The sequence below is a fragment of the Sediminibacter sp. Hel_I_10 genome (assembly GCF_000688335.1).
Classification (GTDB): Bacteria; Bacteroidota; Bacteroidia; order Flavobacteriales; family Flavobacteriaceae; genus Psychroserpens.
Genome location: NZ_JHZX01000001.1, coordinates 425,633 through 442,988, shown reverse-complemented (window position 1 = coordinate 442,988; position 17,356 = coordinate 425,633). Strand labels below are relative to the sequence as shown.

General features: G+C 38.5%; 13 protein-coding genes. 1 reads left to right on the top strand and 12 read right to left on the bottom strand.

The window, feature by feature from the left end:
• Positions 1–2 precede the first annotated feature (2 nt).
• The 7 genes from dapB to P176_RS19895 all read right to left on the bottom strand — a co-directional run bounded on the left by dapB (position 3) and on the right by P176_RS19895 (position 10,296).
• Positions 3–704, bottom strand: coding sequence for a 4-hydroxy-tetrahydrodipicolinate reductase (gene dapB / locus P176_RS0101920; RefSeq protein WP_026753114.1), 702 nt, complete (start codon positions 702–704; stop codon positions 3–5).
• A 3-nt stretch (positions 705–707) separates the two neighbouring features.
• Positions 708–1,310 carry a DUF5683 domain-containing protein gene (locus P176_RS0101915; RefSeq protein ID WP_026753113.1) on the bottom strand — a complete coding sequence of 201 codons (603 nt, stop codon included), beginning with the start codon at positions 1,308–1,310 and terminating at the stop codon, positions 708–710.
• Positions 1,300–2,199, bottom strand: coding sequence for a ParB/RepB/Spo0J family partition protein (locus P176_RS0101910; protein ID WP_026753112.1), 900 nt, complete (start codon positions 2,197–2,199; stop codon positions 1,300–1,302). The genes P176_RS0101915 and P176_RS0101910 overlap by 11 nt, the downstream gene beginning before the upstream one ends.
• On the bottom strand, positions 2,199–2,963 hold the full coding sequence (locus tag P176_RS0101905) for a ParA family protein (RefSeq protein ID WP_026753111.1): 765 nt from the start codon (positions 2,961–2,963) through the stop codon (positions 2,199–2,201). Before P176_RS0101905 ends, P176_RS0101910 begins: the two co-directional genes overlap by 1 nt.
• A 130-nt stretch (positions 2,964–3,093) precedes the next feature.
• Complete coding sequence (locus P176_RS0101900; protein ID WP_231481162.1) at positions 3,094–5,937, bottom strand: pitrilysin family protein; 2,844 nt, start codon at positions 5,935–5,937, stop codon at positions 3,094–3,096.
• Positions 5,938–6,158: 221 nt separating this feature from the next.
• Positions 6,159–6,296, bottom strand: a complete 138-nt coding sequence (locus P176_RS20520) for a hypothetical protein (protein ID WP_369793784.1) — start codon at positions 6,294–6,296, stop codon at positions 6,159–6,161.
• A 67-nt stretch (positions 6,297–6,363) separates the two neighbouring features.
• Positions 6,364–10,296, bottom strand: coding sequence for a T9SS type B sorting domain-containing protein (locus tag P176_RS19895; RefSeq protein ID WP_051605369.1), 3,933 nt, complete (start codon positions 10,294–10,296; stop codon positions 6,364–6,366).
• A gap of 460 nt (positions 10,297–10,756) precedes the next feature.
• Here P176_RS19895 and P176_RS0101885 point away from each other — a divergent pair, with 460 nt between their 5' ends.
• Positions 10,757–11,986 (top strand): tail fiber domain-containing protein, encoded by a 1,230-nt coding sequence (locus P176_RS0101885; RefSeq protein WP_026753109.1) that lies wholly within the window; start codon positions 10,757–10,759, stop codon positions 11,984–11,986.
• Positions 11,987–12,159: 173 nt separating this feature from the next.
• Here the strand turns inward: P176_RS0101885 and scpA are convergent, their stop codons facing one another.
• The 5 genes from scpA to udk form a co-directional block, all read right to left on the bottom strand.
• On the bottom strand, positions 12,160–14,295 hold the full coding sequence (gene scpA, locus P176_RS0101880) for a methylmalonyl-CoA mutase (protein WP_026753108.1): 2,136 nt from the start codon (positions 14,293–14,295) through the stop codon (positions 12,160–12,162).
• 49 nt (positions 14,296–14,344) lie between these two features.
• The gene (locus tag P176_RS0101875; protein WP_026753107.1) at positions 14,345–15,004 is read right to left on the bottom strand and encodes a hypothetical protein; all 660 of its coding nucleotides are present in this window, start codon (positions 15,002–15,004) and stop codon (positions 14,345–14,347) included.
• Positions 15,005–15,087: 83 nt separating this feature from the next.
• Entirely contained in the window at positions 15,088–16,452 is a 1,365-nt protein-coding gene (locus tag P176_RS0101870; protein ID WP_026753106.1) for a methylmalonyl-CoA mutase subunit beta, read from the bottom strand.
• On the bottom strand, positions 16,442–16,762 hold the full coding sequence (locus P176_RS0101865; RefSeq protein ID WP_026753105.1) for a septum formation initiator family protein: 321 nt from the start codon (positions 16,760–16,762) through the stop codon (positions 16,442–16,444). Before P176_RS0101865 ends, P176_RS0101870 begins: the two co-directional genes overlap by 11 nt.
• Positions 16,740–17,354 (bottom strand): uridine kinase, encoded by a 615-nt coding sequence (gene udk, locus P176_RS0101860; RefSeq protein WP_026753104.1) that lies wholly within the window; start codon positions 17,352–17,354, stop codon positions 16,740–16,742. The genes P176_RS0101865 and udk overlap by 23 nt, the downstream gene beginning before the upstream one ends.
• Positions 17,355–17,356: the final 2 nt, after the last annotated feature.

Below are 17,356 nucleotides of genomic sequence, written 5' to 3'. Positions count from 1 at the left end.
AATTAACTAATATTTAGAACGTCTTTCATGGTAAACACGCCTTTTTTATCTTTAATATATTCTGCAGCAACAACAGCCCCTAAAGCAAAACCCTGTCTGGAATGTGCTGTGTGTTTTATTTCTATGGAATCTATCTCTGAGGTATAGCTTATGGTATGGGTGCCAGGAACGTTATCCACACGCTTGGCAGTAATTGGTAATTCTTTATGTTGAGACGCATTTAAAGACCAACTTTCAAAAGATGAATGGTCTATGATGCCTGCAGCCAATGTAATTGCAGTGCCGCTTGGAGCATCTAATTTTTGAGTATGATGTATTTCTTCAATATGGGCGTTATACTCAGGAAGTTTCCCCATTAATCTTGCTAAGGTCTTATTAAGTTCAAAAAAAACATTAACACCTAAACTAAAATTAGAAGCGTAGAGAAAAGTACCATCATGTTTTTTACAAAGCGCTGTAATCTCACTATAATGGTCTAACCAACCCGTTGTTCCAGATATTACGGGCACGCCAGCTTCTAGGCATTCTGAAATATTAGCAACAGCGGTTTCTGGAAGGCTAAAGTCTATGGCCACGTCACAGTCTTCTATAGTGTAGCTTTTGGTAGAACTATTAACTTTAAGAACAATATCATGACCTCTGTCAACAGCAATTTGTTCTATGGTTTTGCCCATCTTTCCGTAGCCTAACAAACCAATTTTCATAGTTTAAAATTTAAAATTCAAAGTAAGACCAAGATTGGCCGTATTTTCCATTTCGTTATATTTCATATGAGGTTTTAGGGCGAGATTTTCGTCGACGTTAAATTGTAGTAAATGAGCATCGACATTTGCATCAATAATGTTGAGGGCATAACCAGCTAAAGCAAGTAATAATGAGAGTTCTTTGTTTCTTCTAAACGTACGCTGGGCCCTAATTAAGCCGTCATTGGAAATAGTTGCAAATTCAGAATTTGAGTCATCCACTCCGGCCAAACGATTTTTGTATGCATCGCGATAACGGTCATACTCTTTATCATTTCGAATGTAAAAATAAGCAGGGATTCCAATAGCAGCATATACCAAAGGAATTTTCCAGTATTTTTTATTGTAGGCTTGACCCATTCCTGGGATAACTGCAGAAAAAAATGCCGCTTTTGATGGCCCTAATATGTTGAGAGGTTCACGTGAAATGGTGTCTTGTACCTTAATGAAGTTTTCTTCCATTTCTTCAACGGTAGTTTCATCTTCAGCAGGGGGTTCCTCTTGTGCAAATACTAACGTTGTAGATAAGCAGATAAAAAAGAAAAAATATAAAATTTTATTTGGCACTTTGAACCAGTTTTTTGATACGATTAAAATCTTCTTCGGAATGAAATGGGATGCTAATTGACCCCTTGCCATTCTTTGAGACCTTAACGCTTATTTTATGGCCAAAGTATTCTGAAAATTCTTTTATGCCTTTTTTAACAAACTTAGGTTGTTCCTGGGGTTCTGAGGTTTTTGAAGGTGCAGGATCGTTTAATTGTTTTACTAAAGCTTCGGTGGCTCTTACCGATAATTTATCTGAGATGATCTTCTCATAGATATCCAATTGTTTTTCTTGATCATCTACATTAATAATGGCACGGCCATGCCCCATGGAAATGAAGCCATCACGCATTCCTGTTTGAATGATAGGGTCAAGCTTTAAAAGTCTAAGGTAATTGGCTATAGTGGATCTTTTTTTACCAACACGCTCGCTCATTTGCTCTTGTGTAAGTGCAATTTCATCAATGAGTCGTTGATAGGATAGAGCAATCTCGATAGGGTCAAGGTCTTGACGTTGGATGTTCTCAACCAATGCCATTTCCAAGGATTCTTGATCATTGGCAATACGAATATATGCAGGAATGGTTTGAAGCCCTATCAATTTAGAGGCTCTAAAACGACGTTCTCCTGAAACCAACTGAAACTTATTAAACTCTAGTTTTCTAACCGTAATAGGCTGGATCACTCCTAATTCCTTTATGGAAGAAGCAAGTTCCCTTAAGGTTTCTTCATTAAAATTGGTACGAGGTTGAAAGGGGTTGATGTCGATGGCATCAATATCTAACTCTACGATATTACCAATAATGGTATCCGCATTTTTATCCTGAATCGAATTAATATCGTTGGAAGGATCTTTTAACAAGGCAGATAAGCCTCTTCCTAAAGCCTGTTTTTTTGTAGCCTTCGCCATTATGAATTTTTATTTATAATTTCCTTGGCCAAACTTAAGTAATTTATGGCACCTTTACTGCTCACGTCATATTTAATGATGCTTTCTCCGTAACTAGGTGCTTCTCCTAAACGCACATTTCGTTGAATAATAGTATCAAAAACCATATCACTAAAGTGCTTTTGAACTTCTTCAACCACTTGGTTAGACAGTCTTAAACGTTGGTCATACATTGTTAAAAGCATGCCTTCAATATCCAAGTCTTTATTGTGGATTTTCTGAACACTTTTAACCGTGTTTAGCAGTTTCCCTAAACCTTCTAACGCAAAATATTCACATTGGATAGGGATAATTACAGAGTCTGAAGCGGTAAGCGCATTTAGAGTAAGTAACCCTAAAGATGGTGCACAGTCAATGAGAATGTAATCGTAAGAGGATTTTAAATGTGAGATGGCGCGCTTCATCATGTACTCACGCTCATCCTTATCTACCAGTTCTATTTCTATAGCTACTAAATCAATATGGGCAGGAATGATATCAACATTTGGCGAATTAGTAGAAATGATACAATCTTCGGCCTTTGCGGTATGCTCTAAAAGCTGGTAAGAACCCACTTCAACAGACTCTACGTCAATTCCTAAACCAGAGGTAGCATTTGCCTGTGGGTCAGCGTCTACTAAAAGTACTTTTTTCTCTAAAACACCTAGCGAAGCAGCAAGATTTACTGAGGTTGTTGTTTTTCCAACACCTCCTTTTTGATTGGCAATTGCAATGATTTTACCCATTAAAAGATTTGGTTTTTTGAGGTGTAAAAATACGATTATTTACGACTTTATAAAATTCAAGTTGTTAACATTGAGCCATAAAAAAAGCAGCCTTTTATAGCTGCTTCTTTATGAATCAATTAATTCAGAATCATGATTCTGGATTGTGAATGCCCACAATATAATCTCCAGAAAGATATTTTTTAGCGATATCTTGAAGGTACTCTGTAGTTAAGCCTTTAACTTTAGACTCATACTCCATAATGGCATTTGGATCTTTTTGAAGATAATCGGCATTTTTCAATGCTCTTAACCAAAATCTATTTTCCTTCATTTCTTCTTTATGATCAAGCATATAGGTTTCCTTAACCTTGTCTAAATCCTTTTGCGTAGGTCCGTCTGTAACTAGTTTTTGAACTTCTGCTAAGGCTGCTTTTTTCAGTTTCTCTACATTTTCAGGACCGCAAGGAAAACTGATGTTGAAGCTATACCAATCATAGGGCATATTGCTAATATTTCCTCTAGCACCTACACCGTAAACACCACCTTCTTCTTCACGCAATTGCTCAACTAATTTAATGGTTAAAATTTCACCCAAAGTTTCTAGTGCAAAATCTTCTTTAGCTTTATATTCGGTTGGACCGTGATAAGTTATTCTAACAGAACTTTTTGGATCTTCTCCTTTTTCAATAATCTTTTCGTGCTGGCCTGTGAGAGGTCTAAAATCACTAACCTCATACATTTCGTTAGAACCTTTACCAGGCAAACTGGCTAAATATTGACTAGCGAGTTCCACAAGTTCCTTTTCATTGATATTTCCAACAAAATAAAAGTGAAAATCACCGGCATCTGCAAATCGTTCTTGGTATTTTTTATAAGCAAGATCATAATCGGCTTCATCCATTTTTTCTGGGGTTGGGAATCCTGTGTATCGCGGGCTATCACCGTACATAAATTCTCCCATTTTTATAGAAAAATAGGTTTGAGGATTAGACATCATATTTCCTAAAAAGGACTTTTGTTTTTCGATGTAAGATCCAAAGGCTTCTTCATTTTTATTCAAGGACGTAAAATAGAGATGCACTAATTGAAATAGTGTTTCTAAATCTTTTGGAGAGGCATTTCCAGAGATATCTTCACTATATGTGCCTACCCTTGGTCTTACATTAACGATTTTACCTGAAAGCATTTTGTTCATTTCATTAATATCGAAGCCGTTAACTCCCGCTTCCGATAAGCCTCCATTGGCGTTAACAGTGGCTATGTGTTCTTCATCGGTGTAAAGTGATGATCCACCATAGCTAAAGGCATCAAAAAGGATTTCATCGTTTTTGAAATCGGTAACCTTATAAGTCACTTTAGCACCATTGCTCAAGGTGAGAGTGGTAGTTCCAAGTTTATCATTCACCTTATAGTCAGTAACAGTTCCTGCTGTTGGCATATCTGTAATCATAGATTCGGCAACGGCTTTATCTTCATAAGGTTCTAAAGTTCTTTTGTTAACGTCATCTAAAAGAGATTTGACCTCTGCTTCTGTAACTTGTGTCATGCCTTCTTTTTCAGGACCAGTAAGAATGATCACTCTGTTTTCCTCTTTTATATAATCTGAAATGAGCGCATTAACCTCCTTTAATGATATGGTTGGTAATTGTTGCTTGTAAAAGTCATACTCCCAAGAGATACCAGGCATTGGTTCATTTTCTAGATAATGTCTTACGTACTCTCCAACAATTCTGTTAGATTCCATTTTGTCTTTATCTTTATAACTTTTTTCCATACGAGCCATAATGTCTTTTTTAGCACGCTCAAATTCACCTTCAAAAAAGCCATGTTGTTTCACTCTTTGATTTTCTTCAAGCAATGTTTCTAAAGCTTTTAATTGACCTGTTTCGCTGGTCATGGCAAAGGATCGGTAGGCTTCCTTCGTTTTGGCATAAGTACCTCCATGGTAGCTGAAACCATAAACAAAAGGAGGATTTGGACTGTTTCTTAATTCATCTAAGCGATTATTGATCATTTGTGAGAATAAGCCTTCTACCATTGACTCGCGATAATCTTTCAACGTATGATCTGGTTGTGCATCTTCTTTATCTTTAAAAAGCACTTGCACTTGAGAGAAAGAGGCTTCTTTGTCAGATTCTATAGCAATAAATGTTTCTTTGTGATTGGGTAGGTCAAAGGTCTTTCTTGGTTTAGGATCTTTTGGCATTTCTATACCACCAAAATGATCTTTGATTTTTTGTTCAAGTGTTGCAACATCTACATCTCCTACAGCTACTACAGCCATTAAATCTGGTCTATACCAATCCTTGTAAAAACGTTTTAAGCTATCATATTCAAAATTTTCAAGAACATCTTTAGTACCAATTGGCAGGCGGTCTGCATATTTGGATCCATAGAGCAGTTTAGGAAGATAATTTTGCATCATTCGCTCATCGGCACCTTGTCCAAGACGATATTCTTCTAAAACGACACCGCGTTCATCATCAATTTGCTCACCGGTTAAAAGGGCATTGTGAGCCCAATCTTCGATAATTTGAAATCCTTTTTCTAATTTTTCTGGATCATCACTTGGAATTGGTAAAATATAGACTGTTTCATCAAAACTCGTATAGGCATTAAGGTGCGCTCCAAATTTTACACCTATACTTTGTAAATAATCTACCAATTCATTCTTTTCAAAGTTTTTAGTGCCATTAAAGTTCATGTGCTCCATAAAATGAGCCAAACCGCGTTGATCATCTTCTTCAAGAATAGAACCAGCATTTACAACTAAACGCAACTCTACTTTATCTTCTGGCTTTCCATTATTTTTAATGTAATAGGTAAGTCCATTGGCAAGTTTCCCCATCTTAACCTCCGGGTTAAAGGGTATTTTTTCTTCGGAAGAAATCTCAGATTTAATCGCTTCTTTTGTCTCTTGTGCGAGGGAGGTTCCCGAGAGCATAAGAGTACAGATACCTACTAGTAGCTGCATTTTTGATAATTTCATCATTTTTTAGAGGGTTTTGTGGATTATTATAGATGTAATAAATATAACTAAATTTTTAGTTATAATTAAACCTAATCTGATTAATAGCCTATTCCTCATGAAATTATGAAAATAAACTATCAATTTAAATGTTTTTAAAAACAACTTCAATGTGTAATAATTAAAAAGCCCTATCCGTTGGATAGGGCAAAATTTTAGAAAAGAAACTAAATGTGAATAAATGGTTAACCCATTAAAATTTCCAATATCATAATGGCGGCATCGCTTATTTTAGTTCCTGGACCAAAAATGGCAACAGCACCAGCATCATATAAAAATAGATAATCCTGTTTCGGGATGACGCCTTCTAGAATTTGCAGCAATGGCCAAAACTACCTGTTTTGAATGTGGGTTGTATCGTTAAAACGTCAATATCTTTCTAAGAGGTTCTTAGCGTTTCAAGGCAAAATGCCCCTTGAACACGGCAGGGGCATTGGTCTTGGGATCGGTAAACTCAACCGAGAACCAGTAATCGCTTGTAGGCATCGGACTGCCGTTGTAGTTGCCGTCCCAGCCCAACTGTTGCGTACCCAGTGTCACCAAGAGTTTGCCGTAACGGTCAAAGATCCTTATGCCGGTACTGGGCCGGTTTCTTAGCGATGGTATCTCCCAAATGTCATTGTGGCCGTCACCATTGGGCGTAAAATAGGGTGAAAACCCAAGTACGGTAAACTCCACTTCGGTAGCGCCACAGCCTGCTACATCCCTTCCGGTCACGGTGTATGTGCCGTCGCCAACATTGCTGAACAACAGGCTCGTTGCGCCTTGGTCAAGTAACCGCCATGGACCACTATCCAGGCGAAACTCAAAGCTGCCCTGCCCATCAATATTCTGAACTTCCACCTCTGCCGTTGGTGAGAATGACGGACTTAAGACGACAACATCAAATATTGGTGGGCTAACCGCCTCAACCAAAGTGCTTTGTTCGTAACTGCAACCTGTACCGAAATCGGTTACGATGGCCGTGTAATTTCCTGGAACGTCAGCTAAAATACTAGATGTGTTCAGTCCCAGGGATTCACCATTGCGCAACCATTGGAAAGTAGCACTGCTTCCAGCTAGACCCGTATCAAGTACTGGTGGTGAAAACGACAGGTCCAATGGCTCGCCAGTTTGGGCATCTACACATAAAGGGAGCCGTTCTGGTAAATTGAATACAGGTAATGGATTGATATTGATTTCAAACGAGATAGGTACAGGTGAGCTACAAAGGGTCTCGGTATTGACGATATGCGCTATGATGTTGGCATTGGGCACATCCGCTACAAAACTTTCTGGATTTTCTATGGAACCATCGAGATTAAAATTTGCCCAGCCCTGGTAATACCTTACTTCTGTGGTAGTAGCAGCGTCAGGGTTGATAAGTGTATCATAAAGCCTAAGATCTATAGTGGCCAACAACTGTATTGGATCCTCACTACATAAGGTGATATCAGCAAGCGTGCTATCCTCTGCAATAAACGTGCTGGTAAGTACATTGAATTCAAATCTGGCAATGGCATAACAGTTGTTGCTATTGGCAACGCCTAGCCATAGGGTCTGTGGGTTGGATGTATTGCTAAAATTACTGGGATTAGCAATGGGATTGGCACTGTTAAGGGCGTCCGCTTCGCTTAAAAAGTACTGCACATCGAATTCGGTATTAGCAGCATTCTCAATAAGTAGTGGTTCAATGTCCGTAAGATTAAAAACGCCTGTGCTGCTATCAATGGCACATTCAGATAGCACAGCGCCGTCATCACTGAGCTGCGGCACTTCCAAAGCCTGAAGTTCCAGGCTACCCGTAAAACCACAACCGTTGGCCGTATCTTCGGTACGGAAGTAAACCGTTTGAAACCCTGCCACGGTATTTGTATAGCTCGTTGGCAAAGGATCTATATTGTTTTGGGCATTGGCCAAAGAGATATGGAAGGTTACACCAATATTGGGATTGCCAAAACTGATATCGGTAATGGATTGGTTGAGATTGAACACTGCAAAACCATCACCATCACTAGCACAGATTTGTAAGGGCGTTGGATTAAAATTAATCTCTGGCGTTCCTACGATCTCAATATCAAAAGGTGCTACGGCATAGCAAAGCGGTAGGACATCGTTGCGCTCCAAGCGTAGCCAAAGTGTCTGTGGGTTACTGGTGTTTTCATAGTTGGAAGGATTACTTATGGTATTGTTGCCATTCTGCGCATCGGCTTCCGTGGTATGATAGCTCAGGTTAAATAGAAGTGGATCTTGCTCACCAAGTGCTATGTTGGAATTCTCGGTAAGGTCAAAACTTACCGGTTCGTTGGGAAACACACAAGCCTGTATGCTCAGGTCGCTCACATTCTTCACTACCGTTAAGGGCTCGGTGGTAAGTGTAAAGCTGTCCACGGCTGCACAGCTTGTGGGTGCAGTATCTAAAGTAAGCCGTAACCAAATGGTTTGGCTAAGGGCTGTACTGGTATAGTTGCTTGGATTGGCTATGGCGTTGTTGCCATTCTGTGCCTCGGCTTCGGGAAGGTGATAGCTAAGGCTTACTGTTGATGGGTCTTGGTTACCAATGGCCAAAGGGGCATTAATTGTAAGGTCATACACCGCATCTAGCCCAAGGCTGGTACAGGCTTCTGAACTAAGGTTTTGCAGATTGCCTATATTTACCGTAAAGGTATTGAGTTGAAAGGATGCCGTAGAGAAGCAACTGGGATTAGTGCTGTTCTGGGCACGGACGTATATGGTTGCATTAGTAGTATCAGCATTATAAGCAGCTGTATTGCTAATAACATTGTCGCCACTCTGGGCATCAGCCAGGGTATTATGATAGCTTATGGTAGAAGCAGCTGGGTCTGCAATGCCCATGCTAGTGGCATTGTTAAGGCTGAGGTCAAAAAGTACAAGATCCGAACCAATCTGACACTCGTTGATATCTAGGGTCTGTTGAATCTGAGGCACGGCTTGATAGCTGACCTCAAAGCTAGGTGTAGCAAAACAGGCTGAGGACAGCACGCTTTCCACACGTACAAAAATAGTCTGTGGATTGCTTGTAGCCATAAAACTATTGGGATTGGCAATGGGGTTGCTGCCGTTTTGTGCCTCTGCATCCGAGAGGTGGTAGCTAATAGAGTATTCTTCTAGGTTTTGCACGCCCAAGGACGTGAGATTGTTTTGGGTAAGATCTATTACAGTATTGTCCTCAAGGCTACCACAAAGACTAATATCTTCTGCTGCATTAGTAATGCTTGGTGTTTGGGGCAATACCAATGGTAAGCTCACCTCATTATTAAGCACATTACTCTCATTAGTTGGGTTGCTACCGTCTTGTAATGTATTTGCCTTTAGAATAAGTGTAGTAGCATTGGGTATGTTTGGCGGAATACTAATGTTCACCGTTTGGGTTTCACTGCCATCTATGGGTAGGGCCGTCTGTGTAAAAAAACTGGATATAAACATCTCATTGCCCTCAGCGTCTAATGCAAAAATGGAATAAGGTGTGTTAGCAGGCAGTACCTCAAAACTGTTAAGGTTGTTGATGTTAAGGTTTAAGCTAATATCACGGTCATCACAGGGATCTTGGTTACTAATAACTATATTGCTGAGTGTAGCATCGGGTAGCTCTGAAGGGATGACGGTGACGACGTTTTGGATGATTCTATCAAAGGCTGATGTAAATGTTAAAGTCGCTTCTGTATCACCTACTTCAATCAAACTGGAAATATCAAAAACATCCAAATCCATATTCCATAGATCTGTTTCACCAGTATAGCTGTTAGTACTGTTGAAGGGATTATCGGTTGGGTTTAAGGCATTACTCAGTACCGAACTATTAAAGGAAATACTTTCGTTAAAAAATGAATTAGAGCTGCCATTCCATGCCAAATAGCCTATAGTCGCATTTGTATTGTCCGAGACATTTAAATTACCAATATTTATGGTAGTACTAGCATTGTCTTCTAATCCATAGACAGATACCAATCCATCATAAATATTTAGCTGTTGTATGGGCAGCGTATTATCTTCATAAACCACCAAAATTGACCAGCCAGAATAATACTGCCCTGTTGAGCAATAATTACCAATTATTGAATTTAAATCTAAATCGGAAAAATAATATATACTATTACCAAATATGCTAACCTGATTGGTAATATTTTTAAAACTACCAAAGTAAAGTGCACTACCAGTTTGTTGAGTGTCTACAGCCAAGATTTCATCTGCAACTAGAGGTATACCATTAAGATTTATAAAAGGATTGTCTGTACCTTCACCAATACCCGACCAGTACAGGTAAGCAGAAACTAATACTTGATTTGGTGTAAGGTTTAATGGGGCTGAGGACTCAGTCAACATTTGGCAAGGTGTAATTGTTTTATTATCAGCTTGATTTAATGTATTGCCGATTACAGTATAGCCATATTGCCCATTAAACTGAGCACGGAGTTCTAAGGGTACATCCGTAGGAATTTGTCCATAAGCTAAAAAATTTACAATTAAAAAAAATAATAGAGCTGATTATCTTTTTCATAACACAAAGTTAAAATTATTAATAATTCTGTAAAACATTGATAATGTTAAATATATGATAAAAAAAAACACTTTTGAGAGAATATTGTAATCGATATCCTAATTTTATTACATAAACTAAAAAATCTTAAAATTACTTTTCGTTTGCCTTGTTTTTAGTGGACTTGGCAATTCACAAAATCAATCGGATAACTTAGTAAACCAACAAATTTTAATTAATCCAGCAACTGGCAGCCCTTTTCCTCAGCAATTCAGCGGTCAAGAAATCTTTAGATTTTAACCTGGTTTGGTAACGCAACTACAGGATGGTACTGGGTTTGGCTTTGCCAGTGACCAATGGTTTAGTATCGGTCAACTCAATACATCGCCTAACCAAATGGTCTATGGGCTACGTTTTCAGCTACCTAACAAAGCGTTAACCTTTGGTTACCAAGATATTATTGATAACAGCCCTAGAATACAATGGATTGGTGATTTGTTTAATCAGGGAGATTTAGAGTTTCGGTTTGCAGATAGTTTTACCTCTACCACCTCTAACCTTATTGCAAGTATGACCAACGAAGGACAGCTTATTTTACCAGAAAGCAACACCACAGGTTTAGCAAACATTAGCGGCGTTAAGCTGGCTGTGGAAAGCGATAGTTTTAGAACAGGTATACGAGTTAATACAATACAAGCCAATACCACAGGTGAAGGGGTTGGGCTTTCTGCTACTGCTGCATTTAACCAAAGTAATGTATCTGTTAAAGGTACAGCCAATGGAGGTATTGGGATTGGTGGCAGTAATATCGCCATACAAGGCATATCTAATTTTGGTTTTGCAGGTTTTTTTAATGGCAATGTGACGGTAACAGGGACATTTAGTAATCCCTCCGACCGTAAGTTAAAAACAGAAATTAATAACACCGAAAATGCTTTAGAAAATATTAGCCAACTTAATGGCTATACGTATACCTATAAAGATCATGAGGATTTGAATTTAGCTAAGGGCTTGCAACATGGTTTAATAGCTCAAGAAGTGGAGCTTGTGTACCCAGAGCTCGTGGAAACTATCACTTATCCTATGTACAATAAGGAAGGTGAATTTGAAGGCACAGGGAGTTATAAGTCTGTAAATTATATGGGTTTAATTGCGGAGCTCACCGAAGCTATTAAAACATTAAATGTAAAAGTAAAGGATTTAGAAAGTCAATTAGAACCTCGTGTGGTTTATGAGAAGTCATTTACCGAAGAGGAGTTCGATAAAATACAAAGAAATGCCTATCAACTATCTCAAAACACACCTAATCCGTTTAGCAGTAGTACTATTATCAGTTATGCTTTGCCAGAGGGAATTGCGGAAGCTTCAATCCTTGTTTTAGATCTTAATGGTAAATTATTAAAGACCTATGATGTAAGTGAACAGCGTGGGCAACTGAGTATATCTGCAAGTGAACTCAATGGGGCAGGCATGTACTTGTACACGTTATATGTTAATGGAAAAGATATGGTTACCAAGCGTATGATACTAAAATAAAGGAAAACAAGAAGTGTACCACTTATAAAGCGTAAAGATTCTTAGATCCTTATTACACAATTAGACCCTCTGCTAAGATTGAAAACTTAATTTTAAGAGAGGGTTTAATATATTTAAGTAAGTATATTTATAGATATTTTGAATTCATGGTTTTAATCCAATAGCAGAGTTACTCAATCAATCAAAATTTCCAAAATCTGAATCGCCGCCTCACTAATTTTAGTACCTGGACCAAAAACTGCCACGGCACCAGCATCATATAAAAACTGATAATCCTGTTTTGGGATGACGCCTCCAACAATGACCATAATATCTTCACGGCCGTAATCTTTAAGTGCTGCTATAACTTGTGGAACCAATGTTTTATGACCAGCGGCCAATGACGATACGCCCAGAATATGGACGTCATTTTCAACGGCTTGTTTCGCAGCCTCTTTTGGTGTTTGAAAGAGCGGACCAATGTCTACATCAAACCCCACATCTGCATAACCAGTTGCTACAACTTTGGCGCCGCGATCGTGCCCATCTTGTCCCATCTTAGCGATCATAATACGAGGGCGTCTACCGTCTTGCTCTGCAAATGAATCGGCGAGTTCTCTAGCTTTCTGAAAGCTCTTGTCGTCTTTTATTTCTTTACTATACACACCCGAAAATGATTTTATTTGTGCTTTATAACGTCCAAACTCAACTTCAAGCGCATCGCTAATTTCACCTAAGGTGGCGCGATGTCTCGCAGCTTCTACAGCTAAAGCTAATAAATTTTCTTGACCAGATTTGGCCGCAGCTGTTAATTGCGAGAGGGCAGCATTGACCTTATCAGAATCTCTAGTCAATTTAATATGCTCGAGACGCTTAATTTGGCCAATTCTTACGGTTTGATTGTCTACTTCTAACGTAGAAATAGGGTCTTCTTCTTTACGTCTGTATTTATTGACACCTACAATAATATCCTGTCCAGAATCTATGCGGGCTTGTTTTTTTGCAGCAGCTTCCTCAATACGTAACTTCGGAATACCTGCTTCTATGGCTTTTGTCATACCACCTAATTCTTCAACTTCCTCAATCAATTCCCAAGCTTTATGGGCAATATCATTGGTTAATTTTTCTACATAAAAACTACCGGCCCATGGGTCTACTGTTTTTGTGATTTGAGTTTCCTTCTGAAGAAAAATTTGAGTGTTTCTCGCAATTCTCGCGGAGAAATCGGTTGGCAAAGCAATAGCCTCATCTAAGGCATTGGTATGTAAGCTTTGAGTGCCGCCAAATGCAGCAGCTGCCGCTTCAATAGTGGTGCGAGCAACATTATTGAACGGATCTTGTTCTGTTAAACTCCATCCTGAAGTTTGACAATGCGTTCGTAAGGCAAGTGATTTTGGGTTTTTTGGATCAAATCTGCTCACCAATTTAGCCCAAAGCATTCTTGCAGCTCGCATTTTGGCTATTTCCATAAAATGGTTCATGCCAATAGCCCAAAAGAAAGAGAGGCGAGGTGCAAAGGTGTCAATATCCATCCCGGCATCTAAACCTTTTCTAATATATTCTAAGCCATCTGCCAAAGTATAGGCCAGCTCAATATCACAGGTAGCCCCAGCTTCTTGCATATGATAGCCCGAAATACTAATGCTGTTAAATTTCGGCATATGTTGACTGCTATATTCAAAAATATCAGAAATGATTTTCATGGAGGGCGTTGGTGAATAGATATAGGTATTACGCACCATGAACTCCTTTAAAATATCATTTTGGATGGTCCCTGAGAGTTGAGCAGGTTTTACGCCTTGTTCTTCCGCAGCAACAATATAAAAGGCCATAATGGGTAGTACAGCACCATTCATAGTCATAGATACGCTCATTTTATCTAACGGAATTTGGTCAAATAAAATCTTCATATCTTCTACCGAATCAATCGCAACGCCGGCTTTTCCAACATCACCAACGACTCGTTCATGATCAGAGTCATAACCACGATGTGTTGCCAAGTCAAAAGCAACTGATAAACCTTTTTGTCCTGCGGCTAAATTGCGTCTATAAAAGGCATTACTATCTTCAGCCGTTGAAAATCCGGCATATTGGCGTATCGTCCAAGGTCTGCTCACATACATTGTAGCATAAGGACCGCGAAGATGGGGCGCAATGCCCGCTGCGAAATTTAAGTGCTCTAAAGATTTTAAATCTTCCTTGGTGTATTGCGATTTTACAGCAATACCTTCAGCCGTTTTAAAGCTCGTGCTCTTTTTCTCTTGCACAGATACTGAGTCAGACTTTTGGTCTAGATCTTTTAAATGGATATGTTGGAGGTTTCTACGCATGGGTGAATTAAAGGTTCAATTTAAAAATCATAGCATACTGATGGAGTTTCTAATGGCCATGACCTTCATGACTATCTGAACCCGCTTTTTCTGCTCTGGTCGGTTGTTTCGCGTTCTCAGTAGGTGGTGTTTTCGGTTGGGTAAAATCTACGTCTTTAAAATGATCATAGTAATTGATTAAAGCAGCAAAAGTAGAAGCGTAAGGATCATCTTTTAAAGTGTAGGCCTTACGTTGTAATTCATAACCTATCATTCGCATAGACATGCTATTAGTGCTCGTTAAAGCATTATAGGTTTTTCTTAAATCACTATTTTTCATGTTATCACCAATACACTTAAATATGGGGTGATTAAAATTAAGCTCTTGTCGCTTTTCTGTAGCATGCCATAAAGGCTTTTTAGCTTCTAATGCTTTGTAAACATCTCGTGAATGTTCACTAATTACATCATTATAACTAACACGGTTACCAATGGCAGCGCGCATGTATTGGCTATAAGCTTTGGAGAGGTTTGGTTGATCTGGGGTGTAAAATTTAATTAAGTCATCTTCAAAAGACCGCAGAGCTTCTTCAAAGAGTTTAGCGTCTGCCTGTTGGCAATTAAGGGTAGGTTCACCAGTCACGAAGGTATATTCGAGTTTTGGCTTTGATTCGGTATTGCAGTTTAATAGACAAATACTTAAAGCGAAAAGAATAAATTTTGGTTTCATGGTTATAAATTATAATGGTTATTTAAACTTTGATCTATTTGAGTATATGGCAAAAGCCCTTCATAAATAGCCTTAAATGTATCTTAAGACTCTTCTTTTAGTCTGATTTGCTCCAGTTGTTCCGATAGACGTTTAGAAATGATTGGCTCAATAAGGGTTTTTACGGGATTCGTTTTTACAAACGGATAGAGCTCTAAATCGTCTTTCATTTTATCATCTAAATTTGCATGCTTATTACTGCCCAATAGCACGAGATCTCCTGCCTCAAACTGCGCTTGCTCTTTAGCAGCACTTTCCTTGACTTTGCGTTGTATGGTTCCGTCTTTTAGTTGGTGCAATATCCCCCCGTTAGCTTCAATATCTTTGAACAACTCCAATGCTTTTTCTGCAAGCTCATTGGTCAAGGTCTCTATATAATAGCTGCCATCTGCAGGATTATCTACTTTGTCAAAGTAGCTTTCGTGTTTTAAAACTAATAATTGATTTCTAGCAATACGTTGACCAAATTCATTGTCTTTATGATAAATGGTATCATAGGCCAGATTATTGATAGTGTCTGCGCCACCAAGAATAGCACTCATGCACTCAGTGGTAGTTCGTAACATATTAACATTATAATCATAAATGGCCATGTTACGTTTAGAGGGCAAAGCTATGATGTGGCAGTTGCTATTTACTTCAAATTCTTCAGCGAGAATCGACCAAAGTACTCTGACGGCCCTCAATTTTGCGATTTCAAAAAAGTAATTTGTGCCTACGGAAACATTAAATATAACCTCTAAGTTCTGTTTTTGATCTTTAGAAAGCTTTTTATCTAAATGATTTAAATACTCGGCAGCTTGGGCTAGGGCATAGGCCAATTGTTGCGTCATTGTAGCTCCTGCATTTTGATAAATGGAAGCATCTATTGAAAACTGACCAGAATGTTTAACGATCTCTAAAAATTGGAGATGATCCTCGTTTAAATTTTTAAACCAATTTCCCGTCTTGGTTAGATTTCCTATGATATCGGTTAAGATAAACGTGTATTTTGAAGGGATGGTTTTGACGTATTCTGAAGATAGAAACTGAAGTTCAAAATAAACTGCGGTGTTATCTAATTGGATGTCTTGTAATAACTCCTTTATGATGATTTTTTCAGAAGGAATAATAAATCGAATCATTTCTGCGCCTCTAGCAATAGCATCTACAGCGATGTGTTTTGCTAAGTTGAGATCATGAACAAAGACCGTTTGGCAAATTTTAAATTCGCCTGGTCGTGTTTTGGAGACATCGGGTAAAACCTTAAAATGATCTGCGTGGTAAAAAGGCTTTACATTGATGCCTTCATTAGATTGCCAAATTAGGGTCTCGTTGTAGTCGGCGCCTTTTAGATCTACTTGTATTTTTTGTTTCCATTGTTTCGCGGAAACCTCGTCAAATTTATCAAATAAGGGTTCATTCGTCATGTGCTATCAGTTTTAAACTATCCTCATATTCAATGATATAAATATCTTCATTTTCTTTTTTCATGTAATATTTTTCGCGTGCAATACGCTCAATACCTTCATCGGTACTTAAGCTTTTGATGGCTTTTTTATCTTTAGTGATTTCTTTGCTATAATAGGTTTTTTCATCTTCCAAATCACTAATCTCGTTGTTGAGCTCATTATGAATGAGTAGCGAGTTGGCGTCAAAGAAGAGCATCCAAATAGCAAAGCCTATAGAGATAATCACAAAAATGTTCTTCAAATACTTAAGCATATTTAAGTTTTTCATTAATTATGGTTTTTACAATGCCTACTGCCACCGTATTGTATTTATTGTTTGGGATAATGATGTCTGCATACTCTTTCATAGGTTCTATAAACTGCTGGTGCATTGGCTTGAGTGTGTTTTGATAACGTGACAAGACTTCATCTAAATCGCGACCACGTTCAGAAATATCACGTTTTAAACGTCTTATCAGGCGCTCATCACTGTCAGCATGCACATAGATCTTGATGTCAAACAACTCACGAAGCTCGGGGTGCGTTAAGATCAAAATGCCTTCTACAATCATTACTTTTCGCGGGTGTGTGTGGATGGAGTCTCCAGTTCTATTGTGTTTTACAAAAGAATAAACTGGTTGGTCTACAGCAAGCCCTTTTTTAAGCGCTTTTAAATGTTGCTCTAGTAATTCAAAATCAATAGATCTTGGATGGTCAAAATTGATTTTTACACGCTCTTCATAACTGAGATGCGTTGTGTCTTTGTAATACGAATCTTGAGAGATTACACCAACCTCGCCCTCTGGCAATTCTTTGAGAATTTGGTTGACCACAGTTGTTTTTCCACAGCCTGTGCCGCCTGCAATACCAATTATGAGCATAG

Bases quoted from the DNA above. Each gene is read 5' to 3' on its own strand.
- dapB (WP_026753114.1), bottom strand. From the start codon at position 704: ATGAAAATTGGTTTGTTAGGCTACGGAAAGATGGGCAAAACCATAGAA.
- P176_RS0101865 (WP_026753105.1), bottom strand. From the start codon at position 16,762: ATGAAAAACTTAAATATGCTTAAGTATTTGAAGAACATTTTTGTGATT.
- udk (WP_026753104.1), bottom strand. From the start codon at position 17,354: ATGCTCATAATTGGTATTGCAGGCGGCACAGGCTGTGGAAAAACAACT.
- P176_RS0101900 (WP_231481162.1), bottom strand. From the start codon at position 5,937: ATGATGAAATTATCAAAAATGCAGCTACTAGTAGGTATCTGTACTCTT.
- P176_RS0101870 (WP_026753106.1), bottom strand. From the start codon at position 16,452: ATGACGAATGAACCCTTATTTGATAAATTTGACGAGGTTTCCGCGAAA.
- P176_RS19895 (WP_051605369.1), bottom strand. From the start codon at position 10,296: ATGTTGACTGAGTCCTCAGCCCCATTAAACCTTACACCAAATCAAGTA.
- scpA (WP_026753108.1), bottom strand. From the start codon at position 14,295: ATGCGTAGAAACCTCCAACATATCCATTTAAAAGATCTAGACCAAAAG.
- P176_RS0101910 (WP_026753112.1), bottom strand. From the start codon at position 2,199: ATGGCGAAGGCTACAAAAAAACAGGCTTTAGGAAGAGGCTTATCTGCC.
- P176_RS0101905 (WP_026753111.1), bottom strand. From the start codon at position 2,963: ATGGGTAAAATCATTGCAATTGCCAATCAAAAAGGAGGTGTTGGAAAA.
- P176_RS0101875 (WP_026753107.1), bottom strand. From the start codon at position 15,004: ATGAAACCAAAATTTATTCTTTTCGCTTTAAGTATTTGTCTATTAAAC.